The organism is Paenibacillus sonchi (assembly GCF_016772475.1).
Classification (GTDB): Bacteria; Bacillota; Bacilli; order Paenibacillales; family Paenibacillaceae; genus Paenibacillus_AQ; species Paenibacillus_AQ sonchi.
Window position 1 is genome coordinate 4,326,103 of record NZ_CP068595.1, and the last position, 16,652, is coordinate 4,342,754.

The following is a 16,652-nucleotide window of genomic DNA, read 5'->3' on the forward strand; positions in this document are numbered from 1 at the left end:
CTCCTAAAAGTAGTGTAAGCTCCGGCTCCCTGCTGTTGCATCGTACAATGCCTTTGCAAAAGGGGAAGAGTGGATCATACGAATTGTCATGATGATGAAGTGAAAATTCAGCCATTGCGTTAAACCTGTAAAAATCCTGCACGCCGTACAACAATCTGGGGGCTGAACCCGCCAAACTGGTTGAAATCCTGCACAACATACAACAATCCGGGGCTGAACCCGTCAAACTGGCTGAAATCCTGCACACCGTGCAACAATCTGGGGGCTGAACCCGCCAAACTGGCTGGAATCCTGCACACCGTGCAACAATCTGGGGGCTGAACCCGCCAAACTGGCTGAAATCCTGCACAACATACAACAATGCGCCTGTTGTTAGTGTTACGAAAGAAGACTTTTTATGTAGCGCAAACGTTTGTACAAGTTTCGAAAAAATAAATGAAGCATCGGTTGCTTCATTTATTTTGTTCCCAAATCATTTTTTCACGGGTGAGTGCATGGATGACTCTCTGACGATCAAGCGGTGGGGAATCACGAACCGGTTCGTGTATCCGTCATGGTTATCCGGCTTCTGGATGCTCTGGATCAGCACCTGGGAAGCTGTGTAGCCAAGATGATAAATGCCGATATCGATACTGCTGATTGGTGGGCTGGACAATTCCGACAATGGAATATTGTTAAAGCTGACGATCGCCAGATCCTCAGGAACTTTGTAGTTCAGCTCATTAAGCCCTCTCAGCACACCGAATGAAACCATATCATCGACTGCGACGAGTGCTGTGGGACGGTTCGGGAGATTCATGAAAAAAGACATCGCCCTGTAGCCGCTGTCCTGCAGAAACTCGCCTTCGACAATCCATTCTGCCCGCATTTCCAGTCCGCTGTTTGCCATCGCTTTGCGGTAGCCTTCCAGCCGGTCGCGTGAAACGATGAGATTGGGCGGCCCGCTTACGAAACCAATGCGTTCATGTCCCATGGAAATTAAGTGGTTGGTAGCATCGAAAGAAGCCATGATATTATCATTATCCACCGATAAAATATCCTCATAGCGGTCACTTCGTCCTACCAGAACAAAGGGATAGCCACCCGTTTCCAGAAAATCAATCACGGCATCATCTTTGCGTGAATACAGCAGAATAACGCCGTCAACACGGCGCCCCTTGAGCAGCCGGGATACAGATTCCAGCTCTTCCTTCTCGTTCGCGCCGGAGCTGATCAGCACATCATAGCCGGAACGGCTGGACTGTGTAACGATCCCGCGGATTAATTCCATAAAAAATAAATTGGAGAACAGCTCTTCAGCCGGCTTCGGTAGAATGATGCAAATGCTGTTCGTGGTCTTCGATACCAGGCTTTTGGCCATCATATTCGGAGTGTAGCCCATTTCCTCCATAATCTCTTTGACTTTACGGGAAGTTTCTAGGCTAATTCTGGGATGACCTGACAACACCCGGGATACAGTGGAGGGAGATACTCCCGCTTTCTTAGCCACATCCTTGATGGTAACTGTCATAGAAACCTCCTCATGGAACCGTTTGCTTTACTCTGTAATATTAATCGAAGTGCTGTTAATTGTAAATAGTGAAAACTCCTTTTCAGGGATATTTGCAGCAGTCCTGCTGGAGAGAGGGAAATAGCAGTCCCCTGAACTTCTCTCTGGTACAGACGATTATACAAAGGGAAGGGATGCTGATGTTTCAGGATGGGCCAAGTAAGGGGGGGCATGTTTGTTAAGGAAGTGCAAACGAAACAATCCGCTTTAGCTTAAGCAGGATAAGACTTATTTTAATGTTGCTATATTCTAAATCTGTGCAAAATTGTGCAATTTCAGGGTGTGATTTTATGCAAATGCAATCTGGATAGGTGAAGCGGACGCTGCGCACTATTCGAAATGGAGGTTGACAACATTCCAGATACTGGATTAGTATGGTGGACATAATAGAAAAAGCGCTTACATTTGCTGTTTTTGGGCTGCCATTCTGTATCAATGTTTGAATTGATGAAATCAAGTATGCATTCCGTTAATCGCAAACGTTTGCGCATGAACAAGTGATTCAGAGGGCAGCACTGATATATTCTGACAGGAGGAGGGGAAACAAAGGGAGCAGGGTTGAGTGGCTTGAGGTCAAAATTCAATTATGGGGGGTATCCGCAATAATGAAATGGGCATTATGGGGCAAGAAGGCATTCTCGGTTAGTATGATTGTGGTGCTTGTATGTTCCTATTTTTCTTTTTATCCAGGCAGCGTGGTGAATGCGGCAGCGTCCAAGGTAGTGCTTGTAGGCAGCCTTCAATCGGAATTATCCACGGAAGCCGAGCCTGCGGGGGACTGGGACCCTGCTGCCAGCGTAACTGAGATGACCTATGTGGACAATGGCCTGTACAGGTTCACGGGCATATTGCCCGCCGGCGTCTATGAGTACAAGATCGCGTTGAATGGCAGCTGGGAGGAAAGCTACGGATACGGCAATTATACCAATTCCGCAGGGGTCAATAAGGACGGCAATATTCAGATATCGCTTGCTGCCGAGACCAGCGTCACCTTTTATTATAATGACCTCACGAAAAAAATTGCAGATTCCACGTACTACACACCGGTTGAGGCTGATAAGCTGCCCAGGCTGACCGGCACTCTGCAAACGGAGCTTGGCGATGCCCAGGATTCTTCTCCGGCTGATGCGAAAGCCACGTTGTCTGATCCGGATTTGGATGGAGTCTATGAACGGTCGGCTGAACTTCCCGCAGGGGAATATGCCTATAGAGTCTATGTTCCCGGAGATACACCAGATACGGATATGTTCTATCCTGGCGGGGAGCAGAAGCTGAACCTTCCTGCCGCTTCAAAAGTCACCTTTACGTTTAACGCGCAGGATCACGGGGTGAAAGCCTCTTTTACCGTGCCGAATGCTCCAGGAGCAGCCGCTCCTGTACCGGAGGGGCAGCTGCGGATTCATTATAGCCGGACAGCCGGGGATTATGCCGGTCTGGGGCTGTGGATGTGGGATGATGTGGCTGCGCCATCCGCGAGCTGGCCGTCAGGTGCAACCCCTTTTCCTGAAGGGCAGACCGATGCTTATGGAGCTTATGTCGATGTGCTGCTGAAGGCGGGAGCGAAAAAAGTCTCGTTCCTCGTCGTCAACCGCAGTACGGAGGCCAAAGACGGAGGCAACAAACTGTTCATAATCAATACGCCGCAGACCAATGAGGTGTGGGTTAAGGAAGGCTCGGATACCGTGACGCCGTATGAACCGGTTGTATTGCCGGCCGATACGGTCCGGGTTCATTATGCGAGAGCAGACAGCAATTGGAGCCAGTACGGCTTATGGCTGTGGGATGAGGTAGCCTCTGAACCGGTAACCTGGCCGGGTGATGCCGTTCCTTTTCTTGCGGAGCATACCGATGCTTACGGGGCCTATGTGGATGTTCCGCTAAAAGCGGATGCCCAAAAAATAGGCTTTCTGGTGGTCAACCGCTCCAGCGGCGATAAAGACGGAGGCGACAAAACCTTCAGGCTGCTGGACCGCTACAATCAGCTGTGGATCAAACAGGGGGATGACCATGTATATGTATCCCCGTTTGGCGAGCAGCCCGTGAGCCTGGTGTCGGCGGAAATCCTCTCGACCCGCAAAATTCTGCTCACCTTCACATTAACCGACGGACTGGATGCTGCCGGGTTAAAGTCCTCCATTACGGTAACGGACAAAGAGGGCACTCCGGTTCCAGTCACTGCCGCAGCGATAAAAAGCACGACTTCGGTTGAGGTGGACACAGCCGCTTTTGCGCTGGAGAAGGCTCCGCTGAGCGTAGCTTATTCCGGGAAAAATGTATCCGCTTCCGCAGGCTGGCGGATGATTGATGAAATGTACAATTACACCGGAGACGATCTGGGCGCTACCTATCACCCGGCGGACCAATCGGCTACTTTGAAGCTGTGGGCACCTATAGCCAGCAGTGTCGTTGCAAATGTGTACAGCAAGACAGATGCCTCACAGCAGGTGGGCCAAGTAAGCCTGACTCTAGGCGATAAAGGCGTCTGGTCGGCAGAGCTGAAGCCGTCTGATCTGAGTAAGGCTGCTGCAGCAGAGGATGTGCGTGGCTACTACTATCAGTATGAGGTGACCAATAACGGCGTAACCAAGCCGGTGCTTGATCCTTATGCCAAGTCAATGGCTGTGTTCACCGTGGACTCCACGGGGGCGGCAGGACCTGACGGGGATACGGTCGGCAAGGCGGCTATCGTTGACCTGAGCGGCACGAACCCGCCGGACTACCGGGCCGGGGATATCCCTGGCTACGAGAAACGCGAGGATGCTGTTATTTATGAAGTCCATGTGCGGGATTTCACCTCTGACGTGTCGATTGAAAGCGAACTGGGCGGCGAGCGCTGGGGCTCGTATGCGGCTTTTGCGAAAAAGCTGGATTATATCAAATCCCTGGGCATCACCCACATTCAACTGATGCCGGTCATGGCCTGGTACAACGGGGACGAAACGCAGATGACCCACCGGGAGTCCGGCTATTCCACCCAAAACAATGAATACAACTGGGGGTATGATCCCCATAGTTATTTCTCGCCGGATGGCGCCTATTCGCAGCAGCCTGCTGATCCCGAAGAGCGGATCAAAGAGCTGAAGGGCCTGATTGATGCAGTCCATGAAGCGGGTATGGGTGTGATTCTGGATGTCGTCTATACCCATATGGCGAAGAAGGATTTTCTGGATGATATCGTACCGAATTACTACGCTTTTCAGGATGCGAACGGCAACTTTGTCGGCGGTTTCGGCAACAATCTGGCGACCAGCCACAAGATGGCCGAGAAGCTGATGGTGGATTCGGTCAAATACTGGTTCAGCGAATACAAAATAGACGGTATGCGCTGGGACATGATGGGCGATGCCACCTACGATGCCGTTCAGGCGGCTTATGATGCCGCTGAAGCTATCAATCCGAAGGCGCTGTTCATCGGTGAAGGCTGGAAAACCTTCGCCGGGGATGCCTCCGATCCGGCACTGGCCGGCAAAGCCGCAGATCAGGCATGGATGGACAAAACGGACAGCGTTGGCGTATTTTCCGATGAATTCCGCAATGAGCTGAAGTCCGGCCATGGCTTGGAAGGAGAGCCCCGATTTATTACGGGGGAGCCCGCTCTATCGCCACGATTTTCAACAATATCACAGCCCGGCCTTCGAATATTCCGGCCGATGATCCGGGAGATGTTGTGCCGTACATCGAGGCCCATGACAATCTGACGCTGCATGATGTCATTGCGTATTCGATTAAAAAGGACCCGTCAATTCCTGCTGATGAGCTGGAAATTCAGCAGCGGATCCGGCTGGGCAATCTGCTGGAGATGACCTCCCAAGGCACAGCCTTCATACAGGCAGGCCAGGAGTATGGACGCACGAAGCAGTGGAAGGCAGCCGGAATTCCGGAACAGAAATATACGGAAATAAAGGGTGCGAACGGACAGTCCTTTGGCTATTTTATCCATGATTCCTATGATTCGTCGGATGCGGTCAACATGTTCGACTGGGCCAAAGCGTCGGACGAAGTGAATTACCCGGTTCAGAATACGACAAGGGCATACACCTCCGGGCTCATTCAGTTGAGAAAATCCACCGATGCCTTCCGGCTTGGCGATAAAAATCTGGTGGACACGAATGTCAATCTGATCACAGCACCGGAAATCAAAGCAACCGATCTGGTGATCGGCTACAAGAATAAAGCGACTGACGGAACCGGACTCTACTATGTTTTCATGAACGGTGACAATGCTGCCAGAACTTTGACCCTTTCCGAGGATTTAACCGGAGGCCAGGTGCTTGTGGACAATGATCAGGCCGGAGTGAAGGCGATTCCTGCGGAAAGCCTGAGCGGCTTCACGCTAACGTCAACTTCAATTACCCTGGACCCTCTTACTGCTGTGGTCATCCGTAAGGATGCCGCCGCCGCTGTTCTGGCTTCTCTGGGAACGGACAGTACGGGATATGCGCTTCAGGCCGGCAGCACGCATCAGACAGCTGTAACAGCCAAATACGAAGACGGCAGCGCAAGAACGGTTACGAATGCAGCAGCCTATATATCGAGCAACCCGGCGGTTGCCACGGTGACAAGCAAAGGACTGGTCAAAGGCGTGAAGCCGGGAACAGCCACAATAACAATCACATATGGCGGACTCTCTGCCAAGGTGAACGTGGAAGTGACCAAAGAGCCGGTAGACACCAAACGGTATGTGCAAATTACCTACGTCCGTGACGACAAGGATTACGCCGGCTGGAATCTCTGGGTGTGGAATACAGGTGTGAAGAACGATCAGATCGATTTCAGCACCTTCAAGGATGGCAAGGCCAGTGTGTTGATTGAGGTGGCGCCGAATGCGACGAGTGTCGGGTTTGTCCTCCGCAAAGGCACGGACTGGAATACCGGCAAGCAGGATTATCCGGATGACCGGGTCATTCCGCTGACGGCGGGCGAAGCTTTTACTAAAGTGATTGTGACCAGCATGGTAAAAGAGCTTGATATCAAGCCGGTGATTAACGGTCCGGTGATGAAAGACGGAACGATCACGTTCCGGTACCGGGATGATGCGCTGTTCCGTACAGATCAACAGGAAACCATCGGCGGGGTCAAGGTTAAAGTGAACGGTAAAGAATATCCGATGGCTTATGAGGCAGCGGAGGAATGGTTCAGCTATAAGCTGAAGGATGTGCAGGAAGGAACGTATAAATATAGTTTTCTTGTAACTAAAGACGGAGTGACCGAAGAACTGACTGACCCGAAAAACACCGTGAACGGGGAATCCGTTGTAGCCTATCATATCCCTAAGGTGACGGTTACTGCGGAAGTTCAGCCGGGGGCTATCAACTCCAATGAGAATGCAGTGGTTACGGTAAAAGCTGCGTCAGAGGAACAGGTATCCTACGTGGATGGTTATATGGACCTGTCCGCTCTCGGCGGACCGGAAGCAGTGAAGCTGGATACAGAGCTTCTGCAGCAGACGGTTGCAGTGAAGAACAGCGTGCCGGCAGGCCTAAAAAGCATTACAATTACCCTGCTGGATCAATATGGCAATACGCACAAAGGGACTGCCCAGGTTGAAGTGAAGGCGAGAACCTATACGGGCGGACAGCTTGATTTCGATTGGGATGAAGCGCGGATCTACTTCACTCTTACGGACCGGTTCAGGGATGGGGACGCGGCGAACAATGCGGATGTTGATACAACCCACCCGGAAGCCTATCACGGCGGGGATTTCCGCGGAATGATCGATAGCCTGGATTATCTTCAGAAGCTGGGGATCAATACCCTGTGGATTACGCCGGTTGTGGACAATATTGATTTCAACAAAGGTGCCGATTTCGACGGTACGCAGTATGGCTACCATGGCTATTGGGCCAAAGATTTCACTCAGCTGGATGAGCATCTGGGCGACATGGCAACCTTCAAAGAGCTGATCGAAAAGGCTCATGACAAAGGCATCAAGATCATGGTGGATGTCGTGCTGAATCATGCCGGATACGGCCTGAAGGCCGAAGACAACTATCCGGGGGTTACGGCTGAGGATAAGGCGCGTTTTGACGGTATGCTCCGCAAGGATGGCGTATCCGCTGATACGGACCCGATCAAGGGTGAGCTGGCAGGCCTGCCCGATTTCAAAACCGAAGATCCGGCGGTCCGCCAGACCCTTATCGACTGGCAAACCGGCTGGCTGGACAACGCACGGACGGAGCGCGGAGACACGATTGACTATTTCCGTGTGGACACCGTGAAGCATGTGGACAGAACAACCTGGAAAGCGTTCAAAAATGCGCTGACCGCCATCGATCCAGCCTTCAAGCTGACCGGTGAATATTTTGGCGGCACGCTGGACAATGACGGCGGCAACCTGCACTCCGGCCAGATGGACGGTCTGCTGGATTTCGGCTTCAAGAACGCCGCGAAGGATTTTACAGACGGCAAAATCTCGGTTGTGGATACGTATCTGCAACACCGGGAGGCCCAAATGGACAATACCGGAATGATGGCCCAGTTCCTGAGCAGCCATGACGAAAACGGCTTCCTGTCTAATTATGTGGATGGAGACAAGAGCAAGCTGAAGATTGCTGCCGCCCTGCAGATTACGGCAAAGGGACAACCGGTCATTTACTACGGGGAAGAACTGGGACGTTCCGGTGCGAATTCCGGGGACTTGTCCAAAGGAGAGTTCAGCGAGAACCGCGGGGATATGCCATGGGATCAGCTGAGTGCGGAACAGGGGCTTCACGATCACTATCAGAAGCTGCTGAATATCCGTGCCAAGTACTCACAAATCTATTCCAAAGGTATCCGTACCAAGCTGGCAGGCTCTGATGAGCTGGGGTATCTGGCTTTTGACAAGCAGTATGACGGAGCAAACATTGTAACGGCTATCAATACAAAGGCTGAGGCGGTATCCGTAAGCCTTCCGGTTCCTTTTGCCGCACAGGCTGCCGTTGTGGATGAATACAGCGGCAAAACCTATACGGTATCAGGGGATCAAAAAGTGAGGGTTGAGCTGCCGGGCAGGGGTGACGGGGGAACGGTTATACTGGCCGTTGTGCCGAAGGTGACACCTACGCCAACACCAACTGCAACAGCGTCGCCGACGCCAACAGCAACGCCAACACCAACGCCGGAACCTGGAAATGGGTCTGGTTGGAATCCGGTGATTACGGCAACGGCCACCCCGGCTGCTGATACGCAGCTTATAAACGGGGACAGTCTAAAGAACGGCAAGGATGGCAAAGTCACAGTGGAACTTGCTTCAGGCAAGCAAGCGGCGCTCCTTCCGCTTCAGGCTGCGGCCATGCTGGGGACAAATGATCTGGTGCTCAAAATGAGCGGTCTTTCCATAACGCTGCCTGTCCAGGTTCTCCGCACAATCCAAGGAACCTTAACTGGAGTAGATGCAGAAGGCGCGCAGATTCTATTGGGCGCGGCACCGCTTGCAAGCAATGCGGCGAGCACTCTGCTTGCGGGGCTTAGCAAGGATAATATGTCGGTAACTGCGGCATCGGACCTCTATGACTTCAGACTTGAAGTTGTCCGCAAGGATGGTAAGCGGGTCCCGGTGACCTCGTTCGCAGAACCGGTCAAGCTGGCCTTCCAGCTTAAAGGGAACCCCGATAAGGTATTGCTTGGTGTCTACTATTTGGGGGACAACAGTTCACTGCAATATGTTGGGGGATCGCAGCAAGGGGATATTATTACAGCCGGGGTAACACATTTCAGCACATATGCAGCGCTTGTGATCAATAAAGCCTACTCAGATGTTCCGGCTGCCTATTGGGCAGAAACAGCGATTAAGTCACTTAGCGCGAAGCAGGTGATTACAGGTGTTACGGCCTCCGAGTTCAAGCCCGGGAACCCCGTCACCCGTGCGGAATTCACCGCGCTGCTTGTGCGCGCGCTTAGCCTTCTGACTGAAGGTCAGGCTGCATTGCAGGATGTGAAGGCGGGAGAGCAGGGTGGATTCACGGATGTGAAGACAAAAGAGCAGAGCGGATTCACGGATGTGAAGGAAGATGCCTGGTATGCTTCCTATGTGTCGGCTGCAGTCCGTCAGGGGATTGTGACTGGGTGCAGCAAGGACTTGTTCGCACCGGATGCTGTGATCAGCCGTGAGGAGATGGCTGTTATGATTATCCGGGCGCTGGAGTTGAAGCAAGGCAAGAAGCTCGAACCGGCCAATGGCGTATTGCGGTTTGCCGATGCTTCCAGCATCAGCTCGTGGGCTGCCCCATATGTGAGTGCCGCAGCAGAGCAGGGACTCCTGCAGGGCAGAGCAGCCAACAAGTTCGCACCGGAAGCTCGGATGACCCGGGCCGAAGCTGCCCAGGTGATCTATAGATTGCTTGGAAAGTAACCTGTTCGGAAGGGTTCAAAAGCTGAGTAAATCAACAGAGTAAAATAGCAAAGTAAAGCAACATGGGCGGATTAGCAAAGTAAATAAATAACACCCAAAGGGCACTCTTCACCGGGAAGAGTGCCCTTTGGGTGTTGGAAGATATATGTCCTGCATCTCTCATTGCGAGACTCATATCGTTAAGTGGAAAAAGTGAAACTAATTCGCTGAAAATCCCGCCGCAACAAGGTTTAGTGGGATTTTGTCCACTTCATTTAAGACATTTCACCTCATATAGCTGGTTACGGCCGAATTAGTGGTACTTTTTCCCACTAACCCAGCTCTGGAAGCCAGACGAGCCGAATTAGATGTACTTTTTCCCACTAAGCCAGCTCCGGAAGGCCAGATGTGCCGAATTAGATGTACTTTTTCCCACTAACCCAGCTCCAGGACGGATTCGTTAACCTTTTTCCGCTTCGGATGATCGTTCGGCTTCGACTGGGCCGGCAGCCGATACACTATTGGCTGCTTAAACCTAACCATAGCTGCCGTGTTCTCTTACAGCAGCGCTTTAAGCACCGCATAGCCGTAGGCAGGCAGCTTGATGGAGAGCTTGCTGCGCTCGGCGCGCAGGGTGTCGCCGGTGAACAGGTTCTCCCAGTTGCGGTCCTCTACATCGAGGGAGAAGGTTTGCGCCGTTTCCTCTGTGTTGACAAGCACCAGGATGATGTTATCGCCCAGACGGCGTTCGTAGGCGAGCTTGCTTCCCTGCGGCCCGGCTTCCAGGAAGGTGAAGGTGCCAGTGCGAAGCGCCGGATGGCTGCTGCGGATTTCAATCAGCTTGCGGTAAAAGCTGAACAGGTCCAGATCCTGCTGTTCCGGGTTCCACTCCATGCATTTTCGGCAGCCCGGGTCGCCCTCGCCGTCCATGCCGATTTCGTCACCGTAATAAATGCAAGGTGTGCCCATGAAGGTGAACTGGAATAAAGAGGCGAGCTTTTGCTTATTTTTATCCCCTCCGGCCAGAGTCAAGAGACGCGGCGTATCGTGGCTGTCCAGCAGGTTAAAGGCTACTTCGCTCGCTTGCAGCGGGTAGCGGGAGAGCTGTTTGCCAATAGCGTTGGCGAAGCCTTCGGCATCCAGTGTGCCAAAGACAAAAAAGTCGAGCACGGCGTCGGTGAAGGGATAATTCATGACCGCGTCGAATTTGTCGCCTTCCAGCCAAGGTGAGGATTCATGCCAGATTTCGCCCAGGATATAGGCATCCGGATTCGCCCGTTTGACAACCTTGCGGAAATCACGCCAGAACTCAAAATCCACCTCGTTGGCAACATCGAGCCGCCAGCCGTCAATGCCTACCTCGGTGATCCAGTATTCTGCGACCTTCAGCAAATATTCTTTTACAGCGGGATTCTCGGTGTTCAGCTTCGGCATCAGGGGTTCGAATGCAAAAGCATCATAAGTCGGTATATTATCCACTACCTGCAGCGGAAACTCACGGACATGGAACCAGTCTTTGAAGGGGGAAGCTTCGCCCTTTTCGAGGACGTCCACAAACGGGGCAAAGGTTCGGCCCGAATGGTTGAACACCGCATCCAGCAGCACGCGGATTCCGCGTTCGTGGCAGGCGGCGACCAGTTTTTTCAGCGTCTCTACATCACCGAAATGAGGATCGACTGACATATAGTCTTCCGTATCATATTTGTGGTTAGTGGTGGCGGTGAAGATCGGGGTGAAGTAGATGCCGGTTATGCCGAGCTCGCTTAAATGATCCAGATGGTCAATGACCCCTTGCAGATCGCCGCCGAAAAAGTTCTCCGGTGTAGGCGTTTCGCCCCAAGGCTGCACATCGGCCGGATTCCGGCTGGGGTCGCCATTAGCAAATCGTTCAGGGAAAATCTGGTAAAAAACAGCATCCTTCACCCAAGCGGGTGGAGTAAAAACGTCACCACGGTTTATGTACGGGAATTCAAACAGCCGGTTGGGATTCGCCGGACGCTCAGTCACAAACTCGCTTTCTGTCATCCAGATGCGCTCATGCCCTTTTTGCAGCAGAAATCCGTATTTCAGCCGCCGGTACGGGGGCACCGAAGAACACTCCCAATAGTCGAACATAGCATCCGAGGTGAACAGTGTCATCGGGATCAGCTCCTTGGTAGCGTCCCATGCATATTTATCGCCGGCCCAGGCGAAGACCTCGGTTAAATCCCCTTTTTTGGCGCGCAGGCGCAGATGAATCGTCTCGTGATCATAGGCATAGGACCAGTTTAACCGCGGGCGGTGGTAGACAGCTTCCAGTAACATTGAATAATTCCTCCTAAAAGTTTTGTTTCCTTGACCAGCATTGTGCAAAATGGACTTCGGCAGCAAACGCCTAAGGTTGGTAAGCATAAGCAGCCGGAACAGCATCCGGGCAAACGGGTTTCGGCAGCACCGGCGGCAGAGGCGGTGTACCTTCTATGCACTTTTGCATAATTGATATGCTTTAGCTGCACTGACGGGTGCATCCCAGTCCACAGCAAAAAAAGGTACAACTGACGGCGGTAGCTTGTCCGAGGTTGTACCTTTTTTGAAGTTACATTGCCTTCTAGTTGTTTGCAGGAATGTCTGTCCGGCAGATGAGGCTGCTTATAATGTTTTGGATTATAGCATGGAATAATTAAGGGTTCAACACTTTAGTTCAAACCATTGCACAAAATTTTAAAAGGTGGAAAAGCGGTTTCCTTTTAGGATAAATAAGCAATAAAATATAATAAAATCCATTAAAATACAATAAAAGGGTGAAAATTGACCTTTCCGTGGAGTTACAGAAATGATTTACCGTAAATCAGTAAGAATAGGAGCTTCCTTTTGAAAAAGAGAGGAAAACCGGTTTCCCTTCAGTTAAATGGGCAAATATGCCTAAATACACTATGTGCAAACGTTTTTACAATTTTCATTACTGTTGTATTATGAAATAGAGTAATGAAGCGCTTTCCGGAACTTGCCGAAGCGTATTATAGACGGGGCACAAATAAATACATACATTTTTTGAAACCCCTGAAATCGTTTGCGCAAGATCTGGCAACATCGTAAGCGTCATGCAAGATACACACAAATTTAGGAGGGGTTAAGTCAATGGAATTGAAAAAGCTCATGGTTCTCACCGCAGCATTCTCAATGGCAGTGTCCATTACAGCGTGCAGCTCTAACAACAACGGCAATAACGGGGAAAATGCTGCGGCAACCACAGCGCCAGCAGATAATGCAACAGCAACTAATGCTGCGAACAGCGGCGACGCTACGGCAGCAGGCGACATTAAACCGGAAGAGGGTGCATCGCTGCTCGTATGGGAAAGTAAAGAAGAGAGAGTTTTTGCCGAAGAAATCGCCAAGCAATTCACAGCAAAATATAACGTTCCAGTGAAAATTGAAGAGGTGGCACCACCGGATCAGGTAGGCAAACTTACGCAGGATGGTCCATCCGGCCTGGCTGCTGACGTTGTGCTGATCCCGCATGACAATCTGGGCAAAGCCGCAAGCGCGAGCCTGCTGCTTCCAAACGATATCTTTGCCGAGCAGACCAAAGCTGCCAACACCGAAGCTTCCATCGTGGGCTCATCCTTCGGCGGCGAGCTGTACGGATACCCAAGAGCGGCAGAAACCTATGCCCTTTACTACAACAAATCACTGGTCAAAGAAGCGCCTAAAACCTTCGATGACGTAATTGCCTTCGGCAAAACGTTCACAGACAAAGCCAAAAACAAATACGGAATTATGTGGGAAGTCGGCAACATGTACTTTGGTTATCCCTTCATCGCCTCTACTGGCGGCTACCTGTTCGGTAAAGACGGCACAGACAAAGACGATATCGGCCTGAACAATGAAGGTGCAATCGAAGGGCTGAAAACTTTCGTCAAATTGAAGGAAGTACTGCCAATCAAGAGCGGTGATATCAATGCAGACATTAAGCGCAGCTTGTTCAGCTCGGGCGATGTTGCTATGGACATGACAGGTCCTTGGGAGCTTGCAGCCTACAAGCAAGCGCTTGGCGATAAGCTGGGGGTTGTTCCAGTACCTACGGTCGACGGCAAAACGGCCATTACGTTCTCCGGCATCAAGATTTTTGCTGTCAACGCTTATACACAATATCCGAATGCAGCGAAGCTGTATGCTGAATTTGCTTCAAGCAAGGAGTCCCAGCTTGAGCTCAATAAACTGGTTGGTTCGATTCCAACCAATAACGAAGCACTGAAGGATCCGCAAATTACGGGCGATCCGTATATCTCTGCTTTTGCCGAGCAGGCCAAAAACTCCCAGCCAATGCCGTCCATTCCTGAAATGGGCAATGTATGGAGTCCTGTGAACGCAGCGCTTCCGGAAATCTGGGATAACAATGCAGATCCTAAAGCGGCTATGGACAAAGCAGTACAGCAAATTAAAGACCTCAATAACGGTGCAGCTGCAAAGTAACAGCAGTTTTTCAACAGCAAAACAATAGCACACAGTGGAATTCACTCGCCCGCCGCTCCGGGTAGCGGCGGGCGGTTTCCTGAATTCCGCGCGGAGAGGAGAACGGAAGGGAAATGCAGCGACACCGTACGAGAGCCGCAATACTGTCGACCATTTTTATGGGATTGGGACAAATATATAACCGCCAATTCATTAAAGGGCTTATTTTTATAGCTGTAGAGGCTGGAGCTCTGGTCTATTTCATTGCTAATTTGGGAGAGGCGTTCTGGGGATTACTACACTCGGGGATTCACCTAGCCATCTGGAAAAGGTAAAAGGGATCGCCAAAATGGTGCCCGGAGACCATTCTATCGTTATTCTGATTCAAAGCCTGATTACCTTAATGTTTTTTGTGTTATTCCTGATTGCCTGGTATATGAATATTAGGGATGCCCATAAAACCGGAGAAGAACGCGAAACCGGTCGTCCTTCGAATACATTCAAACAGTCCGTACGCTACATTTTGGATTATAAATTTGCCCAGAGCTTTTTGCTGCTTCCGGGAATCGGTATTTTATTCTTCACCATCATGCCGATTATTTTTATGATCATGCTGGCCTTTACGAACTACGCCGCTCCGGACCACATCCCGCCGGCGAAGCTGGTGGACTGGGTAGGTTTTGAAACCTTCCGTAATCTGCTGGTCCTTAAATCCTGGAGCCATACCTTTTACGGGGTACTTACCTGGACGATCATCTGGGCGGTTTTATCCACGATAACTACTTATTTCGGCGGGATGCTCGTTGCCCTGCTGATCAACCAAAAAGGCATCCGCTTCAAGGGTCTGTGGAGACTGATTCTGATTGTGCCGTATGCCATTCCGCAGATGATTTCACTGCTGCTGATGCGCAACCTGTTCAACGGGCAATTCGGCCCGATCAACCAGTATCTCGGCTATTTCGGGCTGGGGGTCTGCCTTGGCTGACCGATCCGTTCTGGGCTAAGGTTACCGTCATTATGGTTAACATGTGGGTAGGTATTCCGGTATCCATGCTGCTGATTATGGGTGTGCTGACTACAATCCCGCGTGATATGTACGAAGCAGCCGAAGTGGACGGGGCTACCAATTATCAAAAGTTCCGCATTGTTACACTTCCAATGATCTTGTTCTCTACTGCACCTACACTGATTATGCAATTTGCCGGCAATATCAACAACTTTAATGCGATCTACTTACTGACTCAGGGGAATCCGGTCAACGGGAATTACCAGTATGCCGGATCAACGGATCTGCTGGTAACGTGGCTGTACAAGCTTACGCTGGATCAGAACAAAAATAATATGGCTTCCGCGATAGGGATTATACTCTTCATTATTGTCGCCGGGTTCTCCCTGTACAATTACCGCCGTACCAAGTCATTCCAAGAGGAGGATATGATTCAATGATCATCGGACGCAAGCTTGCGAACTTTTTTCGCCTCAGCTTTAGTTACATTATTCTGATTGCGCTCGCGGTTGCTGCGATCTATCCGGCGCTCTGGATTCTTTTGTCATCCTTCCGGCCGGGTAAGTCATTGTACAGCAAGACGCTGATTCCTGAACACTTCACTCTGGACCACTATAAGGAACTGTTCACTTCACCGGTGTACATGTTTGGGACCTGGTATGCGAATACACTTAAGATCGCCGTATTCTCTATGCTGATCGGTGTGGTGCTGACCCTTCTGACCAGTTACGCGCTATCCAGATTCCGCTTCAAAACCCGCAAGACTACCATGTCGGTACTGCTCATTCTCGGGATGTTCCCGGGCTTCATGAGTATGATTGCGATCTATTTGCTGCTCAAGGAGTTCAACCTGCTGGATACCCATCTGGCACTGATTATCGTCTACGCGGCAGGAGCGCCGCTGGGCGGGACACTGATTGCCAAGGGTTTTCTGGATACCGTCCCGCGTTCACTGGATGAAGCGGCGCGGATTGACGGAGCCAGCAACTTCGGGATCTTTGCCCGGATTATCCTTCCGCTCTCCCGGCCGATGATTACCTATATGGCGCTTACTCAATTTGTCGGCCCATGGGTGGATTTCATCTTTGCCAAGCTGATTTTGCGGACCAAGGATAACTGGACGGTCGCCGTCGGGATGTGGGATATGGTGAATACCATGCAGAATTCCAATTTTACCTTGTTCGCAGCGGGAGCTGTGCTGATTTCCGTACCGATTATGATTCTGTTCGCTTTCCTGCAGCGGCTGCTCGTGGACGGTTTGACTGCGGGCGCCAGCAAAGGATAGTTGTTTTGCCTGCTTTATGAATTGTTGAAACACGGGGTACAGCCTTTATGTTGTCTATTAAGGGCTGTAC

General features: G+C 51.1%; 5 protein-coding genes and 2 pseudogenes. 4 read left to right on the top strand and 3 right to left on the bottom strand.

Going from position 1 to position 16,652, the window contains the following annotated elements; translation table 11 throughout:
• Window positions 1–119: 119 nt before the first annotated feature.
• The gene (locus JI735_RS19020; RefSeq protein WP_202676300.1) at window positions 120–299 is read right to left on the bottom strand and encodes a hypothetical protein; all 180 of its coding nucleotides are present in this window, start codon (window positions 297–299) and stop codon (window positions 120–122) included.
• A 173-nt stretch (window positions 300–472) separates the two neighbouring features.
• On the bottom strand, window positions 473–1,510 hold the full coding sequence (locus JI735_RS19025) for a LacI family DNA-binding transcriptional regulator (protein WP_039834634.1): 1,038 nt from the start codon (window positions 1,508–1,510) through the stop codon (window positions 473–475).
• A gap of 644 nt (window positions 1,511–2,154) precedes the next feature.
• On the opposite strand from JI735_RS19025, the pseudogene JI735_RS19030 reads away from it, so the two are divergent.
• A pseudogene (locus JI735_RS19030) lies at window positions 2,155–9,881 on the top strand (pullulanase).
• Window positions 9,882–10,418: 537 nt separating this feature from the next.
• On the opposite strand, the gene JI735_RS19035 reads toward JI735_RS19030, so the two are convergent.
• The gene (locus JI735_RS19035) at window positions 10,419–12,164 is read right to left on the bottom strand and encodes an alpha-glycosidase (protein WP_039834637.1); all 1,746 of its coding nucleotides are present in this window, start codon (window positions 12,162–12,164) and stop codon (window positions 10,419–10,421) included.
• A gap of 813 nt (window positions 12,165–12,977) precedes the next feature.
• Between JI735_RS19035 and JI735_RS19040 the strand changes: the two genes are divergently transcribed.
• From JI735_RS19040 to JI735_RS19050, 3 genes and pseudogenes are all read left to right on the top strand, one after another.
• Window positions 12,978–14,312: a sugar ABC transporter substrate-binding protein gene (locus JI735_RS19040; protein ID WP_039834638.1), complete on the top strand. Its 1,335-nt coding sequence runs from the start codon at window positions 12,978–12,980 to the stop codon at window positions 14,310–14,312.
• 113 nt (window positions 14,313–14,425) lie between these two features.
• Window positions 14,426–15,737: pseudogene (locus JI735_RS19045) on the top strand (carbohydrate ABC transporter permease).
• Window positions 15,734–16,582 carry a sugar ABC transporter permease gene (locus JI735_RS19050; protein WP_039834639.1) on the top strand — a complete coding sequence of 283 codons (849 nt, stop codon included), beginning with the start codon at window positions 15,734–15,736 and terminating at the stop codon, window positions 16,580–16,582. Before JI735_RS19045 ends, JI735_RS19050 begins: the two are co-directional and overlap by 4 nt.
• Window positions 16,583–16,652: the final 70 nt, after the last annotated feature.